The organism is Ignatzschineria rhizosphaerae, from assembly GCF_022655595.1.
GTDB lineage: Bacteria > Pseudomonadota > Gammaproteobacteria > Cardiobacteriales > Wohlfahrtiimonadaceae > Ignatzschineria > Ignatzschineria rhizosphaerae.
Window position 1 is genome coordinate 202,499 of sequence record NZ_CP093379.1, and the last position, 12,837, is coordinate 215,335.

At 41.0% G+C, this 12,837-nt stretch carries 10 protein-coding genes; all 10 read right to left on the reverse strand.

Annotated elements, in window-relative coordinates; translation table 11 throughout:
• Window positions 1–90: 90 nt before the first annotated feature.
• Complete coding sequence (gene rluB / locus MMG00_RS00875) at window positions 91–1,818, reverse strand: 23S rRNA pseudouridine(2605) synthase RluB (protein ID WP_242150074.1); 1,728 nt, start codon at window positions 1,816–1,818, stop codon at window positions 91–93.
• 213 nt (window positions 1,819–2,031) lie between these two features.
• On the reverse strand, window positions 2,032–2,634 hold the full coding sequence (plsY, locus tag MMG00_RS00880; protein WP_242150077.1) for a glycerol-3-phosphate 1-O-acyltransferase PlsY: 603 nt from the start codon (window positions 2,632–2,634) through the stop codon (window positions 2,032–2,034).
• Window positions 2,635–2,661: 27 nt separating this feature from the next.
• Complete coding sequence (gene yoaA / locus MMG00_RS00885) at window positions 2,662–4,611, reverse strand: DNA repair helicase YoaA (protein ID WP_242150080.1); 1,950 nt, start codon at window positions 4,609–4,611, stop codon at window positions 2,662–2,664.
• 1,075 nt (window positions 4,612–5,686) lie between these two features.
• Window positions 5,687–7,015, reverse strand: coding sequence for a M16 family metallopeptidase (locus MMG00_RS00890; RefSeq protein ID WP_242150083.1), 1,329 nt, complete (start codon window positions 7,013–7,015; stop codon window positions 5,687–5,689).
• A 13-nt stretch (window positions 7,016–7,028) separates the two neighbouring features.
• Window positions 7,029–8,450, reverse strand: coding sequence for a M16 family metallopeptidase (locus MMG00_RS00895; protein ID WP_242150086.1), 1,422 nt, complete (start codon window positions 8,448–8,450; stop codon window positions 7,029–7,031).
• A gap of 38 nt (window positions 8,451–8,488) precedes the next feature.
• Window positions 8,489–9,214 (reverse strand): SDR family NAD(P)-dependent oxidoreductase, encoded by a 726-nt coding sequence (locus MMG00_RS00900; RefSeq protein WP_242150088.1) that lies wholly within the window; start codon window positions 9,212–9,214, stop codon window positions 8,489–8,491.
• 103 nt (window positions 9,215–9,317) lie between these two features.
• Window positions 9,318–10,013: a bifunctional 2-polyprenyl-6-hydroxyphenol methylase/3-demethylubiquinol 3-O-methyltransferase UbiG gene (gene ubiG / locus MMG00_RS00905; protein ID WP_242150090.1), complete on the reverse strand. Its 696-nt coding sequence runs from the start codon at window positions 10,011–10,013 to the stop codon at window positions 9,318–9,320.
• Entirely contained in the window at window positions 10,006–10,695 is a 690-nt protein-coding gene (locus tag MMG00_RS00910; protein ID WP_242150093.1) for a CvpA family protein, read from the reverse strand. The genes ubiG and MMG00_RS00910 overlap by 8 nt, the downstream gene beginning before the upstream one ends.
• 30 nt (window positions 10,696–10,725) lie before the next feature.
• Window positions 10,726–11,517 (reverse strand): SPOR domain-containing protein, encoded by a 792-nt coding sequence (locus tag MMG00_RS00915; RefSeq protein ID WP_242150096.1) that lies wholly within the window; start codon window positions 11,515–11,517, stop codon window positions 10,726–10,728.
• Window positions 11,510–12,802: a bifunctional tetrahydrofolate synthase/dihydrofolate synthase gene (gene folC / locus MMG00_RS00920; protein WP_242150099.1), complete on the reverse strand. Its 1,293-nt coding sequence runs from the start codon at window positions 12,800–12,802 to the stop codon at window positions 11,510–11,512. Before folC ends, MMG00_RS00915 begins: the two co-directional genes overlap by 8 nt.
• Window positions 12,803–12,837: the final 35 nt, after the last annotated feature.

The following is a 12,837-nucleotide window of genomic DNA, read 5'->3' on the forward strand; positions in this document are numbered from 1 at the left end:
AATTTTTTATTAAAAACCCTTACCGATAAAATAAATAAAGATCTCTTGCGATTGCAAAAGATCTTTATGATGGATGGCTACTAAGATTAATTAGTCGCGTGATCTTTTTGGTGAAAAGCGATCTTCACGATTGAAAGTGCGTTTCTCATCTCGGTTATGGCGGCGTGAATCTTGTGATCCAAAGCTACGACCTTCACCTCGGTTGTTGTCGCGGTTAAACGGACGACCTTCGCCACGATTGTTGTCGCGATTAAACGGACGACCTTCACCACGGTTATTATCGCGATTAAACGGACGACCTTCGCCACGGTTATTATCGCGATTAAACGAACGACCTTCGCCACGATTGTTGTCGCGATTAAATGAACGGCCTTCGCCACGATTGTTGTCGCGATTAAACGGACGACCTTCACCACGGTTATTATCGCGATCAAAAGAACGACCTTCGCCACGGTTATTATCGCGATTAAACGGACGACCTTCGCCACGATTGTTGTCGCGATTAAACGGACGACCTTCGCCACGATTGTTGTCGCGATTAAACGGACGACCTTCGCCACGATTGTTGTCGCGATTAAACGGACGACCTTCACCACGGTTATTATCGCGATTAAACGGACGACCTTCGCCACGATTGTTGTCGCGATTAAATGAACGGCCTTCGCCACGGTTATTATCGTGATTAAACGGACGACCTTCGCCACGATTGTTGTCGCGATTAAATGAACGGCCTTCGCCACGATTGTTGTCACGATTAAATGGACGACCTTCGCCACGGTTATTATCACGATTAAATGGACGACCTTCGCCGCGATTGTTGTCACGGTTAAACGGACGACCTTCACCGCGATTGTTGTCGCGGTTAAACGGACGGCCTTCATCACGATTGTTGTCACGGTCAAAAGAACGGCCTTCGCCACGATTGTTATCGCGATTAAATGGACGGTCTCCATCATGACGGCGTGCATCTTGAGATCCGCGATGATCGCGATTTAATTCACGGCGACGATCTAATTGGCTTCCACCAATGCGACGTGCTTTAGAACGTTGGCGTTCTGTCTTCTCATCAAGCGTCACACGTTGATGTTCAAGGCCAACTGATTCAACAAGCTCTTTTAAGATTTCAGGATCAATATCAATAAATTGTCCTTCACGAAGACCTTTCGGTAACTCTACATTACCGTAACGAATACGGATAAGACGAGAAACCATTAAACCTTGTGATTCCCAAAGACGGCGAACCTCACGGTTTTTACCGCCTTTAACAGTTACGTGATACCAGAAGTTTGCACCAGTTCCACCTGACCAGAGAATCTCCTCAAATTTAGAAAGGCCATCTTCAAACTCGATGCCATTTTTCATATTCTCGGCCATTTCATCGGTAAATTCACCAATCACGCGAACAGCATATTCACGCTCTAATTCATGAGATGGGTGCATTAAACGATGCGCAAGTTCTCCATCGTTTGTAACAAGAAGAAGACCTTGTGTATTGATATCTAGACGGCCAACCGTAATCCAGCGACCATCATTAATGCGGGGAAGACTGTCAAAAATTGTTGGACGACCTTCAGGATCATGGCGAGTAGTAATCTCACCTTCTGGTTTGTAATAGATGAGGACACGACGTTCTTGTTCGCCGCTATCGATAGAAATACGACGACCATCTAAGAGGACAGTCTCTGTTCCATCGACTTGGCATCCGAGCTCAGCGACTTCGTCATTGACCCTAATACGACCTTCGCTAATCCAACCTTCGATTTCTCGGCGTGAACCCAAACCCAGGTTCGCTAAAACTTTTTGTAAACGTTCTTTCATGATGCCCTTAAAATAGGAATTTAAATACATCTTATTATAGCTGATTCTTGCAATGAATTGTAGCGTATTGCAATAAAAACCTAATAAGAGTGATGCTTGAATAGTGGCAGTTTAAAATGCCATTTAATAATAAAAAAAGATCTCGAAGGTTTTTCCTTTGAGACCTTTATAGGTGATTAACAACTCTGAGGAGAATATTAATCATCGAGAGGCTTATTTTTTAGATTTCAGTTTCCCTTCTTCACCTTTGAGTAATCTTTGAATATTGCTTTTATGACGATAGATTAAGAGTAGATCCATAAAGATCACTGCCCACACAATTTCGCTTGAAGCATTAAACAGATAGAGGAATATTGGTGCTGATACTGCCGCAATAAGTGCTGAGAGCGAGGAGATTTTTGTGATTGCAAAAATAATAATCCAAACGCCAAGTGCGCAGAGAGCCACTAAATAGTTAAGCCCTAAAATGGCGCCAAGCGCTGTTGCTACACCTTTTCCACCCTTAAATCCAAAGAAAATAGGGAAGAGGTGACCAATAAATGCCGCAATTGCAACGAGCGACACCGTAAGTGGTGACTGATTGAGTAGCCATGCCAAAATAACAGGAATAAGACCTTTTAAAAGATCTCCTAGAAGTGTTAATGCCGCAAGCTTTTTGCCACCGATACGCATGACGTTAGTAGCGCCGGGGTTGCCAGAGCCTTCGGTACGAGGATCAGGAAGACCTGCAAGCTTACAGAGAATAATTGCGGATGAAAGCGAGCCAATAAGGTAGCTTCCACCAATTAAAAGGTAACCGAAAAGGGTAATATCCATTTTTAAAATCTCAGATGAGGGAAAAAATTATGAGCTAGTTTCTCGTTTATTTTCCATGTAGTCAAAAAAACGTGTAATACGTTCAGGTTTTAATGTTTTTGTCATCGGCGGTAAACTGTCTAAAAAGCGCTTACCATAGCGACTTTTCGATAATCTTGTATCTGCAATGACTAGCACGCCATAATCATCATGATCGCGAATTAATCGACCTACACCTTGTTTTAAAGCGATAATTGCTTTTGGTAATTGGTAAGTACTGAAGGGGTCATAACCTTGCTCTCGAATAAGATCCATTTTTGCCTGCTCAATAGGATCTCCTGGCGAGGAGAACGGGAATTTTTCAATAATTACGCAAGAGAGCGCATCACCTTTAACATCAACGCCTTCCCAAAAACTCATTGTTCCTAGTAAAATGCCGTTACCGGATGCTTTAAAGGCTTCAATGAGTTGCATTTTGGGCATATCACCTTGTACAAAAAGGGGATAGGCTGTTTTTTTCTTTAAGAGCTCTTTAGCCTCATTGAGCGCGCGATAACTGGTAAAGAGGATAAAACTTCTTCCTTTGGCAATATCTATAACTGGCAACACCGCATCAATCATCTCTGGTAAAAACTTGGGATCACTTGGTAAAGGTAGGTGATCAGGATGATAGAGTAGGGATGTCCGTGGATAATCAAAGGGGCTATCGAGCTTTAAAGTATTCTTTTTAGAGAGTCCAAGCGGACGGCAGAAATAGCTAAAATCATCTTTTACCGCTAATGTTGCTGAGGTGAAGATCCAGCTAGCATTGAGCGATCCGCTATTTTTACGAAATTGCTCGGAGATATCTAGTGGCGTTGAGTGAAACGTGATATTAAAGGTATAAGTTTCAAGCCAGTTAATCGCGTTGACGGAATCGGGGGTCTTCTCGCTTAAAAGAAGGATCTTCCAAGTCATAATGATCTCTTCTAACCGCTCTACAAGTTTTAGAAAGATTTGTGCGCGTATTTTGAGAGGATCGACAATAGAAAGAATTGTTTTTGCAATATCATAGATCTCTTGAAAAAGCCCCGTGATAATCGGGTTCTCTTCAAATTCAGAGAGTGCATAGCGCTGATTATATTGTGGCAGTGCTTTACGAAGATCTGTAAGCGCTTTAAAAAGCGCATCAGCTGCCGTATCGTGACCACTAAAGTCAGCAGCTTCAACGGCAATAGCTTTATTGAGATCATCGATCCAATCATGAAATTGCTTTGTCGATAATTGCGTACTAAAGAAGAGTCCCGCCGTTTCTGCTAATTGGTGGGCTTCATCAATAATGATAATTTCAGCTTCAGGTAGAATCTCGCCAAAACCATCTTGCTTGAGTGCAAGATCCGCGCAAAGAAGATGATGATTGATCACAACGACATCTGAATCCATCGCTTTTTTTCGGGCTTTAAAGACAAAGCACTCTTCAAAATCAGGGCATTCGTTATGAAGACAGTTCTCTGTTGTTGAGGTTACTTGTGGCCAGAGCTCAGTCTCAGTAATGCCGGAGAGTTGAGTGATATCACCCGTTGCATCTTGTCCTGCAAAGCGCTCAATTTTAAAGAATTGTTCAACTTGTTTTTTATTTTCAAATCGGCCACGAGCCCGTAAGGTCTTTGTGCGATAAAGGCAGAGATAATTTGAACGACCTTTAAGAAGGGCTGTTGAAATAGGATGTTTAATAAGCCCCTTTAAGAGGGGGATATCTTTTTCAAAGAGCTGGTCTTGAAGGTGTTTTGTTCCTGTTGAAATTAAAGTTTTACGTTTTGATAAGAGTGCTGGGACAAGATAGGCAAATGTTTTTCCGGTACCAGTTCCTGCTTCGACAATGAGTGTGTCATGTTCTTCTATTGCTTCAGCAATCGCTTTAGCCATCTTAATCTGTTCGTCACGGGGCTGATATCCTTCAATTGCTAGGCTTAAATTGCCACCATCGGCAAAAAAATGCGTAATGCTCTCTCTATTCATAATGATATTGTCGTTTTAAATCTTTATAAGGGTGATTGATGGGAAAGAAATATCGCAGTTCATCTTAACATCAATTGCCGGTCAGCTATTGTAGCTGTTTTTTTGAAAATTCTATAATTACAAAAAATCCTTGAGGTTTTTTCTCAAGGCTTTTGTTGATGAATTTTGTGGAAAAGGGCTGATTATTTCTTGCTGTCAGCCATAATTTTGAGTTCTTTATAGATATAGTAAAATCGGTTTAAGAAAAACAAGCCTTAAACAGCTGATACGGAGTTTTACAAAGAACACGAAACATTCCCTCCAGCGCGGCATCAATCTATAAATAAAAGTACGTATTAAACAGTGCTTGCAAGATGCCGGGTAGAACATATTTCTTATTGTTAATAGCCGATGCGCCGGCATTTAAATCCGCCTATTTTGAACCTATTTCACTATATTTTAAATACTAATTCTTTAGAGGAAGGGGGATTTATTGCTATATAAGAGAAATCGGTTTAAAAATCACTGAATCAGATTGCCGGTGCATCGATTATGAGAAGCACAAGAATCGTTCTATCCGGCAGCATGCAAGCTAATTTGATACACACTTTGTGCTCTTAATACTTTTAAAATAATGTTTCTTGAACCGAATCTATTATATATAGCTATCACGTATTAAATTCTGATTCGAACCGAAAAAGGCTTAAAACGGCTGGCACGTAATTTCCAAAAATATGCAAGCATTCGACCTATCTGCTCATCAACCTTTTTTAGGAGGAAGACTAACTAATAAATTTTGACTTAAAGAATATGTATTCCAGATGTAAATTCTAAAGATCGCTGAAAGATGCATCTAAAACAGATTTAGAAGTTATTTTATAAAAGTTTTTAAAGCGGGATCTATCAATATAGAGGAATGTCGAAAAAAGTGCTGTTCTATTTTTAATCAAAGTTATAAAAGCGCATTCCTATCGGGGTTGTTGGCAATGTAATAGGGCTATCCCAAAACTTATCCACAGGAACTGTGAACAACTTGGGATAGCCCTTATTGATCTCATGAATCTTTTAAGTTACTGATTAAATGAGATATTTGTCGTTATTTTTCTGTTTTTGCAGCCTCAACATAGCCGCCGACAATCACTGTTGCCATCTCCTTTGGGTTGACATGGCGTTTAAATGCCGATTGTATCTCTGCAGGCGTAATGGCCTTCACTTTTTCAGGCAGCGTTTCATAATAATCGAGGGGAAGATTATAATTTGCTAATCCTAAAATCGCATTGGCGAGTTTTGCGTTGCTATTAAGGTCGAGTACTAAAGCCCCTAAAAAGTTATTTTTTGCGCGTTGTAAGGCATCTTCTTCTGGGCCTTCAGCGATAAATTTAGTAATCACAGCCTTACTCTTTTCGATCGCTTCTTCCACGCTCTCATTTTTGGTAGAGAAACTAACCGTAAATGGGCCTTCATACATGCCGGCAGCAAAATAACTATAAATGCCGTACGTTAAACCATCTTTTTCCCGGATATTGGTCATTAAAATAGAAGTTAAACCGCTACCCCCTAAAAGATGATTTCCTACGATTAAGGGCAGATAATCCTTATTAAAGCGATCAATAGCAGGTTGGCCCATAATCACTTGTGTTTGCGGACTATTGAATGCTTGTTCCACGGTTTTGTTAGTCGTTACAGATTTAATATCGATGTTAAGGGGAGCAACTTCTCCTTGGCCAAGAAGCCCACTAATATGAGTTGCAATTTTTTCAGCATCTTCCTTGCTAATATCGCCGACAAAGACAATTTTGGCATTATTGGCATGGTAGAACTGTGTACGGAATTTCTCTAAATCACTCATTGTTAGTGATTTTAAGGATTGTTCTAACATTTTAGAAGTCGCGCCCACAACCGTATTTGGGTAGAGTGTTTCATAGTAGAGCTCATTAGCGATTTGCCCTGGGTTATCGAGAATTGCTTTTTGTCCATCAATGGCTTGTGCGCGTTCTCTCTCAAAGACTTTCTCGTTAAAATTAGCCTCCATAAGGACTTCATAGAAAAGTTCAAGGGAGGGCTTTAATGACGTCTCTTTCGTTAAAGAGCGTAAAGAGAAATTAGTGCTGGTTAATGAGCTTCCGGCATTGATACTACTTTGTAGATCATCAAGCTTTGTTAAGAAATCTTCTTCATTTAGCCTAGATGTACCTTTAGTCATCATATTTGCGGTCATGCTTGCTAAGCCATATTGATTGCCTTCGCGTAAGCTTCCGGCATCAAGGGAAACAATCATATCCATAATGGGGATTTCTGGTGCTTGTAGAAAATAGACTGAGGCGCCTTCTTTGGTTTTCCAAGTTTCAACTTGAGAAGCTCCATTAGCGGTAAGTCCGATTAAAAATGCGGAAGTGGCAAGAATTCCTGCGAGTAAATTTTTCATGATCTCTCTCCTATTATTCTGTTGCTGTATCAATCAGCACGGCATCAGAGGTTTCTAACAGGTTGGCTGCTTGTTTAGTGGGATGGAGCGTTGCCACGGTTAATAAATCGTCTTGGAAATATTTGTTGGCAACATTTTGAATCATTTCAGGGGTGACTTTTTTCAAGAGCTCTACGCGTTTCTCTGCATTTTGCCAGCCTTCACCTGTGGTTTCTGCTTGACCGATCAGCATTGCTTGGGAGTAGACTGAATCTTTAGCGTAGATGCTACTTGCTTCATAAAGGCCAATAATACGATCTAGTTCTGCTTGCGTTACTGGTGTTGTTTGAAGATTTTTTATCTCTTTTTTAAATGCGATTTCTAAATCTTCTAAAGAGTTCTTTTCGCTAGGAACCCCCACAAAAGTAAAAGGAGTAACGTAACGAGCGCCGTAGCTATAGAAGCTCCCTGCTTGCAAGGCGATTTGCTGATCTCTGACCATGCTTTTACTTAAGCGAGAAGAGTTTGTTCCATCGAGAATGATTGAGGTTAAAAGTAGAGCCGCTGCATCCATTGAGCCCTCTTCAATCTCATTGACACTAGGGACTTTATAGCCCATAAAAATCACAGGAAGATTGGCTGGAACAGCAAGGTTTACTCGTTTTTCACCTTCTTGTGCCACTTCAAAGTTGTAAGGGCGAGTAATATTCTCACTACTTGGAATATTGCCAAAGTAGTGCTCTACCATTTCGATTGTTTTCGTAGGATCGACATCACCTACAATTACCACTGTCGCGTTATTAGGCGCATAAAATTGCTCGTACCATTTTTGAAGGTCTTCCAACTGCCATGAGTGGATCTCCGGCATCCAGCCAATAATCGGGTTACGATAAGCGCTGGTATTAAACATGGTGGCACTAAATGTTTCATAGAGCTTTGCTTGAGGATTACTATCTGTTCTTTGACGGCGCTCTTCGGCAACAACGAGTCTTTCTGGTGCAAAGTCAGCTTCACGAAGCTCTAGGTTTTGCATGCGATCGGCCTCTAGTTTGAGTGCCGTTTCTAACTCCCATGCCGGTAGATTTTCAAAATAGCCGGTGTAATCAGTGGAGGTGAAAGCATTATCTCTTCCCCCTAAGTTAGCAATAATCGTTGAGTGCTCGTTAGGGCCTAATGTATCTGTTCCTTTGAACATCATATGCTCAAGCATATGAGAGACTCCACCAAGACCACGAGGCTCATCAACAGAGCCAACTTTATACCAAACCATTGCCGTGACGACAGGGGTTCGATGATCTTCTCGAACAACCACTTTTAAGCCATTATTTAAAGTTGCTTCATGAGTATTCTCAAAAGAGGTGATCTCAGGCGCGGCAAAGGCAAATGAGATGGTGGAAAAAGAGAAAGCGGCTACGAATAGTTGTGCCGCTTTCTTGAGGGAGTGAGTCTGTGTCATATGCTGTGCTCCTCTTAATAGTAATTTGATTGAACGAATTATTCGTCGACCGTCAATGTTGATCCTGTGACAAAACCTTCTGCAGGATCGTTAAGTTTAAAGACAAGATCAATAACTTTACGAAGCTCTCTTGCATCAGGCGCGCCTTCTGGCATCACGCTCATTCTTAATGAGGAGTTGATGCAAATAGGATCAATTGCATTAAATGCTATCTTACCTTCTGATTCATTTTCAAGTGCAAAAGTTTTCATGAGTGTCATCAAGCCGGCTTTTGCAACAGCGTAGCTACCCCAGTAAGCTTTATCACCAAAAGCGACTTCATCATGGGCAAAAAAGATCACAGAAGCACGTTCTGATTGATCTAAAAGTGGTAGCATCGCATGCGTAAGAAAGTAGGGCGCATTTAGCGTGATTTGTAATCCATGATGCCACTTTTCAGGCGTAGTATGCGCAAGCGGCGTGAGGTATCCTAAGTTAATAGCGCCATGAACAATACCGTCTAATCGGCCAAACTCCGCGCCGAGGTTTTGTGCGAGGTTATAGTAATCAAGATCTTCAACCTTTAAGAAATCCATCGCAACGATAGCAGGTTCAGCACCACCACGGTTAACGATAATATCGTAGATCGGATTGAGTTTCTCTTCTTTACGGCCCATTAAAATAATGGTTGCGCCTAAATCTGCTAAGCGAAGCGCTGATTCTTTGCCAATAGCCCCTGAGGCGCCTGTAACTAAAATAATTTTTCCATCTAAAGGTTTTGTCATGTCATGATCCTTTTTTAATGAAAAGCGGATGGCAAAGAGAATGTAACGCCTCTTTGCTCGCTTGATCGTTGATAATGAATCGGTTTTAAGTGTGAAATGGCAATTAAATACGATCTTTAGTCGCATAAACAAGGTAGTTCATGCTGACATCATCGGTTAAGCCGGCAACGCGATTAAATGGATTGTAACTCATGCCCTGAATGCGTTTTACTGTTAAGCCGTAAGCTTCACACATTTCGTAGAGCTCTAGAGGGGTAATGAATTTGTTGTAATCATGCGTACCTTTAGGAACAATACGCAAAACATTCTCAGCTGCAAATACCGCTAAGCTTTTTGCTTTAAAGGTGCGGTTAATTGTTGAGAAGAAGATGCTCCCACCCGGTTTTAACATATCACTTGCCGCTTTGATCACAGAACTTGGAGTAGGAACATGTTCAAGCATTTCAAGGCAGGTGATGACATCAAACTTTTCAATATGATCTTTAGCAAATTCTTCAGCGGTAATGACTTGATAGTCAATTTCTAGGTGATGAGATTTTGCGTGATGATTGGCAACTTCGATGGCATTAGGCGCCATATCAATACCTGTCACTTTTGCATGGCGATGTGCTAATCCTTCCGAGATAATCCCCCCACCACAGCCGATATCTAAAGCTTTTTTACCCGCTAATTCGACGCAGTCTTCCATAAATTCAAAGCGAGTAGGATTGATATCGTGAAGTGTTTTAAGCTCTCCTTCAGTATTCCACCAATCTTGATCATTAAATTTTTGAATTTCTTCGTTCGATACATTACTCATTAATTGTTGCCTCTTCGCTTGGTTCAGTCACAGCTTCTGTGGATTCTAAAATAACTTCATTATTAGGCTGACTAATGCGTTCAATAACGGCATCAGTTGCTTGTTCTCTCAAGCTAGTTGATCCTTGTTGAATCGACTCTTTTGCAGGTTCAATTACAGCAGTATTAATGCTCTCTAAGAAGTTTTCAGGAATAAATGAAGAGAGCGTATGCGCCCATGAGGTTGCCATATTGCTAAGTTTAGCATTTGACCAATATTCAGTCTCTTTAAAGGGGGATTCAATCACAAAAAGAGAGATAATTGCGACAATAAACATGCCTCGAAGAAGCCCGAAAATAGCCCCTAAAAGACGATCAGGCCATGAAATGCTAAGGCGTCTTAGGATAAAAGTAATGAGAAGATTAGCCAAGCCCAATAAAATCAGTAACCCTATAAAGGTGATCGCAAAGCTAATTAAGTCACTAAAAATAGAATCTTCACTATTTAATGAGCCTAAGCTGCCACCAAAGATTTTTGGTAACATCTCTCCGACATCCTGGTAATACATTACAGCGCCCATAAAGGCTAAAATCCAGACTACAAGAGAAAGTGCTTCAGAGATAAAGCCTCTAAAAAAAGCTACAATCACTGAGATAGCAATAATAGCAATAATAACAGCATCAATAATTGTAGAGATATCCACGATAACGAGCTCCTAAGATGAAAAGTAAAATTACGGGAGGTGAATCACCGCGGGGTTGAGAGATTGGGTTTTGGTTTTTGCTTGGACTTTCTCAGCATCTTTTTTTGTTGAGAAGGGACCAATTTGAACGCGATTGAGATTATTATCCTTTTGGATTCGGACATTATAACCTTGTTGCTTATATTGATTTACTAATTTTTGGGCATTCGCAGCATTGCCAAAAGCGCCAATTTGAACATACCATTTGCCGCTGGCATCTGCTTTAGGCGTTGCTTGTGCGCTGGGTTTTGAGGTTGTTGTTTTTTCACTATCTGCAATCAATTCAAGCTTTGGCGCCTCTACCTTAGGTTTAACCGTTTCTGGTTTAGTCGTTTCAGCTTTTGGTGTGGTTTGGGAGGCTTGTGTCTTAGGCGTGTCAACTTTTGGCTTAGAAGCTTCTTGTGTTGAGGGCTCGCTACTTACCACTAAGATCGGTTTTGCAGCTTGAATCTCTTCTTGAGTTTGCTGTTCAACACTTTGCCAGATATCTTCCCCAATAACTTCAGTTGGAGCTGTGGTTGAATCTGTATCGGCAACATCAACATCGGTTGTGCTCTCAAGAATAAGTGCGGGCTCTAAATTATCATTTGATGGTGTAGAGGGCTTATTATCATTAGCAGTAATACTAATGGTCGGCTGCTGAGGTTTACTATTTTTAGCCGTGGAGTCAGGTAAGCGATCTGAGGGTTGTAACAGTAAAATCGCCACGAGCCCAATGAGCGCTAAGAGAAAAATAGCGCCTACTGCGCGTTGTAAGATAGGTTTGGATTGGGTATTAGACATATTGATTCTCTTTAAACCAGTTGAGGCTTTCTGCCATCATGTGAAATGAACCGAATACAATAATAATATCATGGGGCTGGCTACAAGATAAGGCAAACTCACATCCCTTTGGAATAGAGTTTGATGCATGTGGTGGTTTTGTTAATAGATGGGAAATTTTATCACGCAATATTTCCGCTGATTGCCCTCTCTCATCGAGTATTGGTGCTGTAATCCACTCATCAACAGTCTCACTTAATGTTTTGACTAATAGTTGCTCATCTTTGTCTTTCAGCATCCCTAAAAGGGCAGTTACCTTTGGTTTAGGCTGACTTTTTGCAACGAATTCTTCAACTAATGCTTTTAAAACAGTCGCGCCTTGAGGATTATGTGTGACATCTAAGAACACTCTGGGGGAATTTTTGCGTGTTAGTGCTTGGAATCTTCCTTCTAATTTAACGCTCTTTAAGCCTTGTTCTACTTTCTCTGGTATTACATCTGTGCCTGAGAGATAGAGCGCTGTAATGGCCGCTGAAGCGTTTTGATATTGGTGTTTACCTAATAAGTTAGGTTGAGGAAGCGTGAGCGTTGCGGAGTTTTCAAATTGATAGGTGAATGCTCCATTTTCTAATATCTCGTAATGATAGGCTTCATCGCGAATATAAAGCGAGGCATCTTCCGATTGTGCTTTATTAATAATGGAGATGCTTGGCTCTGATTCGGCTGTAACAACTTTTGCCTTTGCTTTAATAATGCCTGCTTTTTCACCGGCAATGGCTGTGATGGTATTACCTAATTGTGCGGTATGGTCAATGCTAATAGGCGTAATTACTGCAATATTAGCATCAACAATATTGGTAGAATCTAATCGTCCTCCTAAGCCCACCTCTAAAACAGCAACATCCACATGATTTTTCTTAAATAGATAAAAGGCTGCAAGTGTTGCAAACTCAAAGTAGGTAAGGGTGATCTCTTCTCGTGCTTTTTCAATCGCATTGAAGGCTTCAATAAGTTCGCTATCAGAAACTTCCTCAAGGTTGATTCTAATACGTTCATTAAAGCGATTAATATGGGGGGATGTAAAAAGACCCACTTTAAAATCATGGGCTTTATAGAGATTTGCAATGGTCGTAGAGGTTGAGCCTTTGCCATTGGTGCCAGCAACCGTGATGACAAGTGGCGCAATGGGGGTAAGACTTAAACGCTCGTATACAGTAATGATACGAGCGAGTTTGAAATCCATTGAGAGAGGGTGAATGGCTTCTAAATAAGTTAGCCACGATTGAAGGGAGCGTTCAGAAGCCATATTCATCTCTTTTTGTGTCATAGCAAATTAGAAAG